Origin of the sequence: Micromonospora sp. CPCC 205539, assembly GCF_036906815.1 — a bacterium.
Lineage (GTDB): Bacteria > Actinomycetota > Actinomycetes > Mycobacteriales > Micromonosporaceae > Micromonospora.
The window spans coordinates 120,727-134,501 of the sequence record NZ_JBAKHW010000006.1 but is presented as its reverse complement, the minus strand read 5'-3'; the positions used below and the strand labels follow the sequence as shown (position 1 = coordinate 134,501).

The window sequence follows — 13,775 nt, the reverse complement described above, 5'->3', positions numbered from 1 at the left end:
GGTGAACGCCGTCGAGGACGTGCGCCAGTTGCTGGGTGGCCTGGATCCGGCCCTGGACGGTCGGACCGGTGACGAGGAGCGTCGGAGGCGCGATCTGACCCGCATCCTCGCCTCCGACCGCACGGCAAGGGCCGACCCGCAGAAGGTTTGGCGGCGTCGTCTGGTGCTGGCCGCCAGTGCGGCGGTCCTGGCGGTGGCCGCTGGCGCGGTCGCTCTCGAGTCGGCTCGGGAGCCACAGCCGGCGTTCGCCGCGACTCCGGCGATCCTCACCTTCGGACCGCCGGCGAGCGCGGAAGCGGCCAACATGCGGCTGCGGCACCTTGCCGAGGTGGCTGCGGCGCGGCCGGTCCTGCAGCGGCCAGCCGGGACGGTGGAGTATCTGGAATCGACGAACTGGTTTCTGAACTCATCAATCTCCGGCGGGCGGACGGCATCGGCCGTAGTACCGCAGCAGTGGCGGTCCTGGCGGACCGACGACGACGCCGGTCGGATGGACAAGAGAAGCCTGCCGCCGACGTTTCGATCCGAGGCCGACCGTAGGGAGTGGCAGCGGCGGGGTGGCCGGGTCGACTCGTCGCAGGAGGTGAGCGACTACGCCGCAGGCGAGTTTTCGGGATGGACGGGTGCGGTGCCAACGGACGCGGCCGCGCTGCGTGAGTGGCTCGCCGGGGGTTTACGCCCGGACCTGGGGCCCGTGCAGCATCTGGAGAACGTCGCCCAACTCGCCGGAGTGCGGCTGCTGAACCCGGCGCAGCGTGCGACGGCGCTGCGGCTGCTGGCCGACCTACCGGGCATCGCGGTGAGCGGGACCGTCACCGACCGGGCCGGGCGTAGGGGAGAGGCGTTCTCCATCTTGTCCAACGCCCATGGCCTGCCCGCCCAGTACACCGTCATCGTGGACCCGGACACCGGCGGTCTCCTCGGCTACGAGGAGGTGCTGACCACGACCGCGGGCAAGTTGAACGTGACGGTGCCTGCGGTGGTCACCTACCGCTCATACCTGGTCGCCGAATACGCGGCGATGCCCCGCTGAAGCCTCAGCCGTCGATGCGCGTGATGTTGCGGATCTTGTTGGACGCGTCCAGAGCGGCGACCTTGTACGCCTCGGCCAGCGTCGGATAGTTGAACACCGCGTCGACCAGGTAGTCGATGGTGCCGCCGCAGCCGATCACCGCCTGCCCGATGTGGACGATCTCGGTGGCGGCGGTGCCGAACACGTGCACGCCGAGCAGCCGGCCGTCGTCGGGGGAGACGAGCAGCTTGAGCATGCCGTACGAGTCACCCACGATCTGGCCGCGGGCCAGCTCGCGGTAGCGCGCGATACCCACCTCGAACGGCGTCGAGCTGTCGGTCAGTTGCCCCTCGGTCTGCCCGACGAAGCTGATCTCGGGGATCGTGTAGATGCCGATCGGCTGCAGGCCGTGCATCTCCCGGATCGGCTCGCCGCAGGCGTGCTGCGCGGCCAGTCGCCCCTGCTCCATGGAGGTGGAGGCCAGCGCCGGGAAGCCGATCACGTCACCGACCGCGTAGATGTTCTCCACCGACGTGCGGTAGTTCGCGTCGACCTTGATCCGGCCGCGCTTGTCCGCCTCCAGCCCGGCCGCCGCCAGCGCCAGGTCGTCGGTCTGGCCCTGCCGGCCGGCCGAGTACATGACGGTGTCCGCGACGATCTTCTTGCCGCTCTTCAGGATGCAGAGCGCCGCCGTCTGGTGCTTCTCCACCGCGGCGACCTCCTCGCCGAAGCGGAACGCCACGGACAGGTCGCGCAGGTGGTACTTGAGCGACTCGACGACCTCGTCGTCGCAGAAGTCGAGCATCCGGTCGCGGCGCTCCACCACGGTCACCTTGGTGCCGAGCGCGGCGAACATCGAGGCGTACTCCATGCCGATCACGCCGGCGCCCACCACGACCATGCTGCGGGGTACGGCCTGCAGGTTGATGACGCCGTCGGAGTCCACGATGGTGCGGTCGTCGAAGTCGACGCTGTCCGGGCGGGCCGGCCGGGTGCCCGCCGCGATGATGATTTTGTCGAAGGTGACCTTGGTGTCGCGCCCGGAGCCGCCGTCGACCCAGATCGAGTGAGCGTCCGCGAATCGGCCGGTGCCGGTGATCATCGCGACCCGGTTGCGGGCCAGTTGATTGCGGATGACATCGGTCTGCCGGGTGATCACGTGCTGGGTGCGGGCCGCCAGGTCGCTGACCGTGATCTCCTCCTTGACCCGGTAGCTGCTGCCGTACAGGTCACGCTGGCTCAGCCCGGTCAGATAGAGCACGGCCTCGCGCAGCGTCTTGGAGGGGACGGTGCCGGTGTTGATGCACACCCCACCGATCATGTCGCGGCGGTCCACGATGCCGACCCGCCGGCCGAGCTTGGCGGCGGCGATCGCGGCCTTCTGACCACTGGGCCCGGAGCCCAGCACCAACAGATCGTAGTCATACACAGGGATCAGCGTCGCAAGATGTCGCGGCCCGCGCCAGACCCGGGAGTGAGCGTTACTCGTCCGCCGCTAACCCACGAGGCGGCGTTCCCAGGCCCAGGCGGCGATCTCGACGCGGTTCCGGGCCGGGAGTTTCGACTGCACGCTCGCCAGGTGGGTCTTGACCGTCCCCACGGCGATGAAGAGTCGGGTGGCGATCTCGGCGTTGGTCAGGCCGCGGGCGACGAGCTTCACGACGTCGAGCTCGCGGGGGGACAGCCCGGCGTCGTCACGCGCCGGGGCGGGCGCACTGAGGTGCTCCAGCAGCCGTACCGTGATGGACGGGCTGATCAGCGCGTCGCCGGAGACGGCCGCGCGGGCCGCCTCGACGAGCAGCGCCGGGCCGGAGTCCTTGAGCAGGAAGCCGCAGGCACCGTTGCGCAGCGCGGTGTGCACGTACTCGTCGAGGTCGAAGGTCGTCACCACGACCACCCGGATCGGGTCGGCGACGCCCGGCCCGGCGAGCAGCCGGAGCGCTTCGAGGCCGTCGAGGCGCGGCATCCGGATGTCCAGCAGGACCACATCCGGACGCAGACGCCGGGCCAGCTCGACCGCCGCGACTCCGTCGGGAGCCTCGCCGACCACCGTCATGTCCGACTGCGCACCAATGATCATGGCGAAGCCGGTACGGACCATCGCCTGGTCGTCGGCGATCAGCACCCGGATCACGAGCCCACCGCCGGCCGCAGCGGCAGCGCCGCGTCGAGCACCCAGCCGCCGGTGACGCCGGGCCCGGCGGTGATCGTGCCGCCGAGGGCGCGTACCCGCTCGGTCAGGCCGATCAGGCCGAAGCCGTGGCCCCGGGCCGGCGCGGTGCGCGGTGTCGCGCCGTCGTCGGCCACCCGGACCAGCAGCCAGTCCGGGGTACGGCGCACGGACACGTCCACGGATCGGGCGTCCGGGGCGTGCTGACGGGTGTTGGTCAACCCCTCCATCACCACCCGGTACGCCGAGGTGGAGACCTCCACCGGCAGCCCGTCCAGCGGGCCGTCGACGTGCAGGCGGGCCGGTGAACCCGCCGACTCGTTGTGACCCGACAGCAGCGGCGCCAGGTCGGCCACGCCGGCGAGGGGGGCCAGCGGCGCCTCCGGCGGGGCGTCCGGATTCCGCAGGATGCCGACCATGCGCCGCATCGAGGTCATCGTCTCGGCACCGGCCCGCTCGATCTGCTCCAGGGCGGTGATGACCCGCTGCGGGTCCTGCTCCGCGACGAACCGGGCGCCCTGCGCCTGCACGACGATGCCGGTCACGTGGTGGGCGATGAAGTCGTGCAGGTCCCGGGCGAACTCGGCGCGCTGCTCGGCCCGGACCAGCGCGATCGTCCGGTCCCGTCGGGTGGCGTTGAGGCGCAGGTAGAGCCCACCCGCCGCCGCACCGACCGCGGCGAGCGCCTGGACCAGCCCGAAGATCACGGACACGTTCTCGACGCCGGCGCGCAGCGGTAGCGCGGCGACGGCGAGCGCCGTGACCGCCACCGCCCACGGCGCGAGCCGGGCCGCGCCGCTGCGGGCCACCACGAAGACCACCGCCATCAGCCCGGCGGACTCCGCGAGCCCCCAGCTGCCGCCGAGCAGGTACGTGCCGGAGATGGTCAGCAGAGCGCTACCTGCGGTGACGGTGAGTGAGGCCGCGCTGAGCAGGAGCGCCGCCACCGGCAGAGGTCGGGAGCCCGGTCGGTGCACCGGCAACCAGACCAGCGCGGTCGCCACCGCCAGCCCCACCCGTACCAGGACGACCAGGGCGTCGGCCAGGCTCAGGCCGCTGATGACGCCGAATCGCAGGTCGAAGAGGCCGAGGAGGGCCATCGCCGCGAGGCCGGCGAGCTGGCCCAGGCGTACCCACCATGTCGGAAGTCCCGGGGTGTTCATCGTGACCCAGCGTAGCCATGTTGGCCGTGGCGGCAGATCAGCCGAAAGGCAGACCCGGTGCTCGCGATCCCCGACCGCGGGCCGATGCGGCCGCCGGGCGGTCGGGGCGACGCTTCCCCGGTCACACCCGCAGTCACTGGAGGAACAATGAAAACCCACGCCCCGCCGCAGACCGGCCAGGCCGCCGTCGCCGCGGTCGACCTGGTCAAGGTGTACGGCCACGGAGACACCGAGGTCCGTGCCCTGGACGGGGTCTCGGTCGGCTTCGGCCGTGCCGAGTTCACCGCGATCATGGGACCGTCCGGGTCCGGCAAGTCGACGCTGATGCACTGCCTCGCCGGCCTGGACACGGCCACCTCCGGGCGGGTCCTGCTCGGCGGCACGGATCTCACCGGGCAGTCCGATCGGACGCTGACCCGGGTACGTCGCGACCGGATCGGGTTCGTCTTCCAGTCGTTCAACCTGCTGCCGCAGCTCACCGCCGCGCAGAACATCACCCTGCCACTGGATCTCGCCGGTCGGCAGCCCGACGCCGACCTCCTCGCGCACCTGGTCGAGGTGCTGGGGCTCGCCCAGCGCCTCGGTCACCGGCCCAGCGAACTCTCCGGCGGTCAGCAGCAGCGGGTGGCGCTGGCCCGGGCGTTGGTGTCCCGACCCGAGGTGGTCTTCGCCGACGAGCCGACCGGCAACCTCGACTCCCGTACCGGGGCGGAGGTGCTCGGCATCCTGCGTGACTCCGTACGCGACCTCGGCCAGACGGTCGTCATGGTCACCCACGATCCGATCGCCGCCGCGTACGCCGACCGGGTGGTGCTGCTCGCCGACGGCCGGGTCGCCGGCGAGATCGACAGGCCGGACCAGGACTCGGTCACCGGCGCGCTGCGTGATCTGGCGGCCCGCGCGTGAAGGCGCCGGTGCTGCGTACCCAGGTGAGCGCGGCGGCCCGTCGCCCCGGCCGGCTGATCCTGACCGGGCTGGCCATCCTGGTCGCGTCGTTCGTCGTCTTCGGCACCGTGCTGGTGCAGCAGATCACCGAGCGGACCGCCCGGGACAACCTCAGCGGCACCCCGGCCGCCACCGACCTGGTGGTCGGCGACCCCAACCAGCCGCCGCCCACCGTGGCGGCGTTGCGGCAGGTCCGCGCCGTGCCCGGCGTCGCGGAGGCGGTCGGCCGGGTGATGGTCGGGGTGTCGCTGGGCGAGGGGTACCTCAACCTGCGGGCCGATCCCGGCACGGGTCCGCTGGCCACCGTCCGGCTGCTCCGGGGCAGCTACCCGGACGCCCCGGGCGAGATCGCGGTCAGCCCGCGGACCGTCGAGCGGCTGGGGCTGTCCATCGGCGCCGTGACCAGTGGGACCGGTGGTGAGCTCAGCGCACCGAGCGAGCTCACCGTCACCGGCCTGGTCGACACGCCCGACGACGACGGCTACAACGCGTACGCCCCGGACAGCGTCCTGGCCGCGTGGGGTGGCCTGACCACGGTTGAGCGCGTCGACCTGCGGGTGGCATCGGGCGAGTCGGCGGATGCCGTCCGCCAGCGGGTCACCGCGGCGATCCCGGCCGGCCTGCTGATCCGTACCGGCGAGGAGGTTCGCGAGGCGGAGGCCAACGCGGCGGCCGCGCAGGTCGGGAAGCTCTTCGCGCTGGTCGGCATGTTCGTCGCGATCGCGGTCGTCGCCGCAGCCCTGGTGGTGACCTCGACCTTCCGCATCGTCTTCGCCCAGCGGATGCGGCAGCTCGCGCTGCTGCGCGCCGTCGGCGCGGGCCGGGGGACCCTGGTGGGGGCGCTGATCGCCGAGGGAGCCCTGACCGGGCTGGTCGCCGGTGTCGTCGGGGTCGTCGGCGCCCTCGCCGTCGGGCACGCGCTCCCGGTGATCCTGCGCGCCAGCGGCCATTCGGTCTCGTCGCCGGGCCTGCCCTGGGCGGCGGCTGTCGCGGTGGTGGTCGGTGCCGTCGTCCTCACCGTGCTGGCGGTCCTGGCACCGGCGCTCTCGGCTGCCCGGGTCGCCCCGCTGGAGGCGCTGCGGGCAGCGAGCGTGACCGCCGGCCGGCGCGGCATCGGGGTGCTGCGCCTGGTGTTCGGGCTGTTGTTGGTCACCGGTGCGGCGCTGGCGTACGCGGGGACGTTCAGCCAGCTACCGAAACCGGATCAGCAGTCCTACGACCCGACGAGACCGCTGCTCCTGCTCGTCGCGTCCGGCGCGTCGGCGTTCTTCGCGCTGGTGGCCCTCGGGCCGCTGCTGGTGCGGCCGGTGCTGGCCGTGGTGGGTTGGCCGCTGCGCCAGTTCGGGCCGCACGGTCGGCTGGCGGTTGGTGGGATCGGCGGCACTCCGCGCCGGGCCGCGGCGGTCTCCGTCGTGGTCGCGCTCGGCGTGACTCTGATCTCCGGGGTGGCCATCGGTGGCGCATCGTTGCGGGTCCTCGTCGACCGGGAGATGGCGCTGTCCGCGCCGGCCGACTTCGAGGTCGCCACCGACGGTGGAACACTGCCGGCCGCGGTCGTGACCCGGGCCGAGGCGGCGCGTCACGCGCTGGCCCGGGTGGTGCCCTACCGGCGGGTCGACGTCACGCTGACGCGGGATGGTGGCCCGGTCGGTTCCTCCGAGTACGGGTACTCGACGACCGACCTCGACCTGCTGGCGTTGTCGACCACCAAGGATCTGGACGTGGCGCAGGGCACGCTGGCCGACCGGGGCCCCGGTCGGATCGTGCTCGGCAACTGGGCCGCCCGGGACACCGGTCTGCGGGTCGGCGACAGCGTGGCGCTCGCCCTCGCCGGGCGGACGGTCGACGTGCGGGTTGTCGCGGTCCTGCCCGACCAGGGGCCGCTGAATGCGGCCATCGTCGCCGACCGCGGTGACCTCGACCGGCTCGGTGCGCCCGCGGCGTACTCCGGTCTGCTGGCCGACGCGGCCCGCTCGGGCGAGGACGGCCGGACCGCCGGGGTGCGGGCCCTGCGGGAGGCGATCAGGGGCAGCGACGGAGTGGCAGTTTCGGTGCTGGCCGACGACCGGGACCGCGTCAACGACCTGTTGAGCACCCTGCTCTGGATCGCCGTCGGCCTGGTCAGCCTCACCGTGCTGATCGCCGTGGTCGGGGTGGGATCGACGACCGCGCTCTCGGTGGTGGAACGCGTACGCGAGTCCGGGCTGCTCCGCGCGGTCGGCCTGTCCCGGGCCGGCCTGCGCACCATGCTCACCGCCGAGTCCGGCCTCTATGGGGTGATCGGTGCGACGTTCGGCCTGATGCTCGGGGTCCCGTACGCCTGGTTGACCGTGCAGGCCCTCGGGATCAACGCGCCGCTGGCGCTGCCGGTGCTGCCGCTGGTCGGGCTCTTCGTGGCGCTGGTCGTGCTGACCGCCCTGGCCGGCGTCCTGCCGGCGCGGCGGGCGTCGAAGGTCAGCCCGGTGGCGGCGTTGGGGATCGAGGGCTGAACACCGGCGCGGCCCGGCGACCCGCGGAGCGGGGTCGCCGGGCCGGCGCGGTCAGGAGAGGTTGTTGGCGTGGGTCAGCGTCTCCCACGCGACGAAGAGGTTGTTGGTCCCGGCGGGTCGCTGTTGCAGCGTGAGGGTCTGCGTATTGGTCATCACGTTGCCCAGGCGGGTGCTCATCGCGTTGAAGCCGACCTCGGTGATCGGGCCGAGGCCCCGGGTGAGGCTGCCGCCGCAGAGCCACGAGGGCGCCGCCTCGCCGAGCTGGTACCTCGAGTGGAAGCCGAGCGCCTGCCGCAGCCGCTCGCCGACCTGGGGGTACAGGTCCCGGTTCTGGATGCGGGAGGTCTCCGCGACGTGCGAGATGGCGGAGATGCCGTACCCGGTGTGGACGAAGTCCCGGCAGGTCTCCTGCGCGAGGCCGGCGACGAAGGTGGACTGGCCCTGCCAGTAACCGATGATCTCGCCGCTGGTGTCGAGGCCGCTGCCCGGCACCGTGTACGGCAGGGCTCCGTCGCTGGGCAGGTAGATGAAGGCCCGGGTCCGGTTGAGGAAGCGGGTGACCGCCGCGTCGTAGGTGGCCCGGTCGTCGAGGAAGACGGCGATCCCGATGGTGGCCTCCATCATGGTCAGCTCCCAGTTGCCGTTGCTGTTCGACCCGTTGCGGACCATCGGCAGGTAGACGTTGCGCAGCATGGTGGCGAACCGGTTGGCGTTGGGCCAGCTCGTGTAGGTGTACTTGATGATCTCGGCGGCCCGGGGCCACGCCGAGGCGGCCCATCCGGTCTGCAGCGGGGCGTTGCTGCCGGTGTGCGAGGTGATCGTGGCCGACCAGGCGTCCATGATCTGGATCGCCTTCTGGGCGTACCGGGCGTCGCCGGTGATGTGCCAGGCGAGCGCGTCGGTGTACGCGGCGATCGCGTCCTCGCGCTCCTCGGTGCAGCCGTTGTTCGGGTTGGAGTAGGAGCCGCATTCCACGACCGCGCGGGGCGCGGGGGTGCGCGACAGTGAGGCGTACCGGCTGCCCATCATCTGGGAGTACGCCGACGCCCACGGCTGCGCGCCGGCCTGCACCCGACCCCGGACGAAGTCGAGTTGCCCCCGGCTGACCAGCACCCCGGGGTGGGTGAAGCCACCCGACGGGGGCGGGGTGCCGCCGCCGGTGGGCAGCGTCCACGTCTGGTTGGCGGTGCCGGTGCAGCTCCAGATCTGCAGGGGGGTGCCGTCGGCGGAGCTGGGGCCGGTCGCGTCGAGGCACTTGCCGGAGATCGGGTTGACCAGTTGCCCCGCGCTGGACGACCACTGCTGTGCACCGGTGCCGTTGCAGTCGTAGATCTGCACCCGGGCGCCGTTGGTCGTGCCGGCGCTGGCGATGTCGAGACACTTGCCGAGCGCCCGGATCGTGCCGTCGTCGGCGACCGTCCACTGCTGTGCTGTCGAGCCGTTGCAGGTGTAGAGCTGCACGGGAGTGTTGTTGGCGGGGCTCGCCGCGGCCACGTCGACGCACTTGCCGCCGTACCCCGTGATGGCGCCCACCGTGGCGGCGGAGGCCGCGGAAGCGCCGGCCACCAGGATGGTCGGTACGGCGAGCACGGCCGCGGCGAGCGCGACGCCCAATCGTGATGCCATGTGTGGTCCCTCCGGGCGGGCGGATCCGACTGTAAAGGATGTTAATTATTACAGCCCGCGCTCACGGATATCAATGCGTTGCGGGGGTGGCAATTGACCGATGTGGCCCTCCCGGCGGCGGCCGAACCTAGCATCGGGGGAGGCTCGCCCCGCACGAGCAGAAGGCGTCGGCATGAGCGAGACGGACTTCCGGGCCGACCTCGCGAAGTTCGACATCCCAACCCTGGTGATGCACGGCGAGGACGACCAGATCGTGCCGGTGCGGGACTCGGCACACAAGACCGCCCAGCTCGTGGCCAACGCCAAGGAGATCTACTGCCCGGGTGCCCCGCACGGCATCACGTCGACGATGCAGGACCAGGTCAACAAGGACCTGCTCGCGTTCCTGAAGAGCTGACCGGTCCTCAGACGAGCTGGGCGCCGATGACGGCGAGCAGGCGCAGCTTCTCGGCACTCTCCGAGCCGGGCGCGGCGGTGAAGACCAGCAGCGTCTGCGACTGATCCGGGTCCACCAGGATCTGGCAGTGCAGCTCCAGCGAGCCGACCTCGGGGTGCTGGAAGCGCTTCGGCGGGCAGTACGCGCCCGGCACCGGGTGCTCGTCCCACAACCGCGCGAACTCCGGGCTGGCCGCCAGCAGGTCGTCGACGATCTCCGCGGCCCGCGAACCGCGGCCGTCCCGGGTGTACGCGCCGTGCAGGTGCGCGGCGATCAACCGGCTCTGCGTGGCGTGGTCCTCCGCCGGGTGCAGCAGCCGCGCCGCCGGGTCGGTGAACCACCGGTGGTGCCGGCTGCGGGCCAGCCCGGTGTGCCGGGTGTCGTCGCCCAGCAGCGCGATCGCGGGCGCGGTCTGCGCCAGGGTCTCGCCGATGTGGTTGACCACCTGCGCGGGAGTGTCGTGCAGCCGGTCCAGGATCCGCATCATCCCCGGATTGACGTGATCGGCCCGAACCGTCCGGTGGGGGACGGCGTGCCCAGCGAGCTGGAACAGGTGGTCGCGCTCGGCGAGCGAGAGCCGCAGGCCACGGGCCAGGGCGGCGAGCATCTGCTCGGAGGGGTGCGGACCCCGCTGCTGCTCCAACCGGCTGTAGTAGTCGGTGGACATTCCGCTCAACGCGGCGACTTCCTCGCGCCGCAGACCGCCGGTACGCCGGCGCTGGCCGCGAGGTAGCCCCACGTCCTCCGGCTGGAGCGCCTCACGCCGGGTCCGCAGAAAACTGGCGAGCTGAACGCGATTCACAGTGCTCTTACCTCCCCAAACAAACCAACCACACCGCCGCCCCGGTGTTCCCCTCTTCCCTGGTGATCAAGGGGGGTGGCGGCCCGCTCGCGCGATGATCGACTCGACATCGCCGATATCGCGGTGTCCGGTCGGCGAAACACCCCGACATCACCGACCTCGTGTCGACCGTGCGCAATCCCCGCGCGCGCCCCCGCGATCTTGCACTTACGGTCGCCGATTCGGCCCGTTTGCCCCCTTTGTCGAGGCAGTAAGTGCAAGATCGCGGGGGTGACCGTCGGCTCGCGGGGGTGACCGTCGGCTCGCGGGGGTGACCGTCGGCTCACCGGGCTGACCACCCCGTCTCGCCGTCCGACCAGTCGTTCGGGCGGAGATCCACTTCACGTCGCCGATATCGCGGGGTCTGGCTCGACGGGTTACCGCGATATCGCCTACCCGGTCTCGTGAGGGCCCGGGCGTCAGCGCTGGATGGACTTCGTCTCCAGGAACTCTTCCAGGCCCTGCCGGCCGAACTCGCGGCCGTTGCCGGACTGCTTGTAGCCGCCGAACGGGGCGAGCGGGTTCCAGTGGCCGGCGTTGACGTCGACCTGGCCGACGCGCAGCCGCTTGGCGACCGCCAGCGCGTGCTCCGGCTCGCCCGAGACGCCGCTGGTCAGGCCGTACAGCGTCCCGTTGGCGATCGCGACGGCCTCCTCCTCGTCGGCGTACGGGATGATCGTCAGCACCGGCCCGAAGATCTCCTCCTGGGCGATCACCGACGTCGGGTCGACGTCGGCGAAGATCGTCGGCTGGACGTACGCGCCGGTCGTCAGGCCCTCGGGCCGGCCCGGGCCGCCGAACACCAGGCGGGCGCCGTCGGCGATGCCACGCTCGATATAGCCATTGACCTTCTGCCGGTGCGCCTCGGAGGCCATCGGGCCGATCCGGGTGGCCTCGTCGGTCGGGTCACCCACGGTGTACTGCTTCGCCGCCTCGACGGCCAGTGCGACCACCTCGTCCTGGCGGGACGCGGGCACCAGCATCCGGGGCCACGCGCCGCAGACCTGGCCACCGTTGGTGAACACCATCATCAGACCCCGGTTGACCGCCTCGGGCAGGTCAGCGTCGTCGAGGATGATGTTCGCGCCCTTGCCGCCCAGCTCCAGCGCGACGCGCTTGACGCTCTCCGCGGCCACCGCGGAGATCCGCTTGCCGGCCCGGGTGGAGCCGGTGAAGGAGATCATGTCGATGTCCGGGTGGGCGGAGATGGCCTCGCCGACGATCGCGCCGGTGCCGTACACCACGTTCAACACGCCGGCCGGCACGCCCGCCTCGGCGGCGACCTCGGCGAGGATCCGCGCGGTCAGCGGGGCGTTCTCCGACGGCTTGAAGACCATCGTGTTCCCGGCGAGCAGGGCCGGCGCCAGCTTGGAGATGATCTGCTGGAGCGGGAAGTTCCACGGGGTGATCGCACCGACCACGCCGACCGGCTCGCGGACGATCAACGAGGTGCCGATCTCCTCGGTCCAGGGGAACTCGTCGGCGAGACCGACGACGGATTCGATCACCGCGGCCGGGAAGCTGACCTGGGCGGTGCGGGCCAGGGCGACCGGCGCGCCCATCTCGGCGGTGATCGCCCCGGCGAGCTCCTCCTGCCGGGCGGTCAGGCCGGCGGCGACGCGCCGCAGCACGTCCGCCCGCTGCTGCGGGGAGGTCGCCGCCCACCCGGCGAAGGCGGCCCGGGCGGCGGCGACGGCCCGGTCCACGTCAGCGGCGGTGCCGGCCGGCGTCTCGGCGACGACGTCGCCGGTCGCCGGGTTCACGACGGGAATGGTGCCGGCCGAGCCGGCGACGGTCTCGCCACCGATCCAGTGGCCGGTGACGGTGTAGGTGGAAGATGTCATGGACCGACCGTGGCACCGGCCCAGGACCCCATCCAGGTGCGGTTTATCCAGGGTTTCGCGATCCCTGGCTACGGCCCGGTGAGGAAGCTCAGCTCTTCAGCCACGCGCGGATCTCCTCGCCGTGTTCGTCGAGCCCGGGCGGCGGCAGCTCGTACCGGGCGGGTGTGTCGGAAAAGGTGATGGGGTTGCGGATCCCGGGCACGTCGCCGACAGCGACCACCGGGTCGAGCCCCAGATCCTGAGCGAACGCCACGCCACCGTCGATGGTGTTGATCGGCGCGCAGGGCACGCCGGCGGCGAGCAGGTCACGGAACCACTCGTCCTTGGTCCGCTCGGTAAGCCGTTCGACGAGCAGCGGTCGGAGCTGATCGCGGTTGGCCGTGCGGTCCTGGTTGCGCCGAAAGCGTGGATCGTCGGGCAGGGCGGGCAGGCCGAGCACCCGGCACAGCTTGCGGAACTGCCCGTCGTTGCCGGCGATGACGATCAGCTCGCCGTCGGCGGTGGGCAGCGGCTCGTACGGGGAGAGGCTCGGGTGCGCGTTGCCCATCCGGAACGGGACGGTGTCGCCCGCGACGTAGCCGCTGGAGTGGTTGACCAGACCGGACAGCGCCGAGCTGAGCAGGTTGACCTCGACGTGCTGGCCCTGCCCGGTCGCGCCCCGGTGGTGCAACGCGGCGAGGATGCCGATGTTCGCGTGCAGCCCGGCCACCACGTCGAAGACCGAGATGCCGGCGCGGTACGGCGGGCCGTCCGGGTCGCCGGTGAGGCTCATCAGCCCGGAAATCGCCTGCACCATGAGGTCGTAGCCGGGGAAGTCCCGGCCGGCGCCGGTGCCGAATCCGCTGATGCTCGCGTACACGATCGTCTCGTTGCCGGCGGCCACGGTGTCGTAGTCCAGGCCGAACCGGGCGAGGCCGCCGGGTCGGAAATTCTCGATCAGCACGTCGGCGCGGCGGGCCAACTCCTGTGCGATGGTCAGGTCGTCCGGCTGCTTCAGGTCGAGGGCGATCGAGCGTTTGTTGCGGTTGATGCCGAGGTAGTACGTCGAGATGCCCTCGCGGGTGGGTGGCATCCAGGTGCGGGTGTCGTCACCACCGGGACTCTCCACTTTGATCACCTGCGCGCCCAGGTCCGCCAGGAGCATCGTCGCGTACGGCCCGGCGAGGATCCGGGAGAAGTCCGCCACGAGCAGGCCGGCCAACGGCCCCGCCGATTGCTGAGTCATGTCACCACCCGTTCTGCGCGGACC

At 71.8% G+C, this 13,775-nt stretch carries 11 protein-coding genes; 4 read left to right on the top strand and 7 right to left on the bottom strand.

Translation table 11 applies throughout. The features are described from left to right. The first annotated feature begins 1 nt into the window (after position 1). Positions 2 to 1,033, top strand: coding sequence for a CU044_5270 family protein (locus V6V47_RS08015; RefSeq protein ID WP_334627431.1), 1,032 nt, complete (start codon positions 2 to 4; stop codon positions 1,031 to 1,033). 4 nt (positions 1,034 to 1,037) lie between these two features. Here V6V47_RS08015 and sthA read toward each other — a convergent pair whose 3' ends face one another. The 3 genes from sthA to V6V47_RS08000 all read right to left on the bottom strand — a co-directional run bounded on the left by sthA (position 1,038) and on the right by V6V47_RS08000 (position 4,345). Further along, the gene (gene sthA, locus V6V47_RS08010; protein WP_334627430.1) at positions 1,038 to 2,441 is read right to left on the bottom strand and encodes a Si-specific NAD(P)(+) transhydrogenase; all 1,404 of its coding nucleotides are present in this window, start codon (positions 2,439 to 2,441) and stop codon (positions 1,038 to 1,040) included. A gap of 66 nt (positions 2,442 to 2,507) precedes the next feature. Beyond that, positions 2,508 to 3,146 (bottom strand): response regulator transcription factor, encoded by a 639-nt coding sequence (locus V6V47_RS08005; RefSeq protein WP_334627429.1) that lies wholly within the window; start codon positions 3,144 to 3,146, stop codon positions 2,508 to 2,510. Continuing rightward, positions 3,143 to 4,345: a sensor histidine kinase gene (locus V6V47_RS08000; protein ID WP_334627428.1), complete on the bottom strand. Its 1,203-nt coding sequence runs from the start codon at positions 4,343 to 4,345 to the stop codon at positions 3,143 to 3,145. Before V6V47_RS08000 ends, V6V47_RS08005 begins: the two co-directional genes overlap by 4 nt. A 147-nt stretch (positions 4,346 to 4,492) precedes the next feature. On the opposite strand from V6V47_RS08000, the gene V6V47_RS07995 reads away from it, so the two are divergent. Both V6V47_RS07995 and V6V47_RS07990 read left to right on the top strand, forming a co-directional pair. Continuing rightward, positions 4,493 to 5,251, top strand: a complete 759-nt coding sequence (locus V6V47_RS07995; RefSeq protein WP_334627427.1) for an ABC transporter ATP-binding protein — start codon at positions 4,493 to 4,495, stop codon at positions 5,249 to 5,251. An 8-nt stretch (positions 5,252 to 5,259) separates the two neighbouring features. Then, complete coding sequence (locus V6V47_RS07990; RefSeq protein WP_334627426.1) at positions 5,260 to 7,779, top strand: ABC transporter permease; 2,520 nt, start codon at positions 5,260 to 5,262, stop codon at positions 7,777 to 7,779. 51 nt (positions 7,780 to 7,830) lie between these two features. Here V6V47_RS07990 and V6V47_RS07985 read toward each other — a convergent pair whose 3' ends face one another. Beyond that, a complete protein-coding gene (locus V6V47_RS07985; RefSeq protein ID WP_334627425.1) occupies positions 7,831 to 9,405 on the bottom strand; it encodes a ricin-type beta-trefoil lectin domain protein in 1,575 nt (524 codons plus the stop codon). A 172-nt stretch (positions 9,406 to 9,577) separates the two neighbouring features. On the opposite strand from V6V47_RS07985, the gene V6V47_RS07980 reads away from it, so the two are divergent. Further along, complete coding sequence (locus V6V47_RS07980) at positions 9,578 to 9,802, top strand: alpha/beta fold hydrolase (RefSeq protein WP_334627424.1); 225 nt, start codon at positions 9,578 to 9,580, stop codon at positions 9,800 to 9,802. Positions 9,803 to 9,809: 7 nt separating this feature from the next. On the opposite strand, the gene V6V47_RS07975 is transcribed toward V6V47_RS07980, so the two are convergent. The 3 genes from V6V47_RS07975 to V6V47_RS07965 all read right to left on the bottom strand — a co-directional run bounded on the left by V6V47_RS07975 (position 9,810) and on the right by V6V47_RS07965 (position 13,751). After that, positions 9,810 to 10,643: a helix-turn-helix transcriptional regulator gene (locus V6V47_RS07975; RefSeq protein ID WP_334627423.1), complete on the bottom strand. Its 834-nt coding sequence runs from the start codon at positions 10,641 to 10,643 to the stop codon at positions 9,810 to 9,812. A 458-nt stretch (positions 10,644 to 11,101) separates the two neighbouring features. Further along, positions 11,102 to 12,526, bottom strand: coding sequence for an aldehyde dehydrogenase family protein (locus V6V47_RS07970; protein ID WP_334627422.1), 1,425 nt, complete (start codon positions 12,524 to 12,526; stop codon positions 11,102 to 11,104). Positions 12,527 to 12,614: 88 nt separating this feature from the next. Next, positions 12,615 to 13,751, bottom strand: a complete 1,137-nt coding sequence (locus tag V6V47_RS07965; RefSeq protein WP_334627421.1) for a CaiB/BaiF CoA transferase family protein — start codon at positions 13,749 to 13,751, stop codon at positions 12,615 to 12,617. Positions 13,752 to 13,775: the final 24 nt, after the last annotated feature.

What these genes read in the sequence shown, in the direction of transcription:
- V6V47_RS07980 (WP_334627424.1), top strand. Translation starts at nt 9,578, where the DNA reads ATGAGCGAGACGGACTTCCGGGCCGACCTCGCGAAGTTCGACATCCCA.
- V6V47_RS07995 (WP_334627427.1), top strand. Translation starts at nt 4,493, where the DNA reads ATGAAAACCCACGCCCCGCCGCAGACCGGCCAGGCCGCCGTCGCCGCG.
- V6V47_RS07970 (WP_334627422.1), bottom strand. Translation starts at nt 12,526, where the DNA reads ATGACATCTTCCACCTACACCGTCACCGGCCACTGGATCGGTGGCGAG.
- V6V47_RS07985 (WP_334627425.1), bottom strand. Translation starts at nt 9,405, where the DNA reads ATGGCATCACGATTGGGCGTCGCGCTCGCCGCGGCCGTGCTCGCCGTA.
- V6V47_RS08000 (WP_334627428.1), bottom strand. Translation starts at nt 4,345, where the DNA reads ATGAACACCCCGGGACTTCCGACATGGTGGGTACGCCTGGGCCAGCTC.
- V6V47_RS07965 (WP_334627421.1), bottom strand. Translation starts at nt 13,751, where the DNA reads ATGACTCAGCAATCGGCGGGGCCGTTGGCCGGCCTGCTCGTGGCGGAC.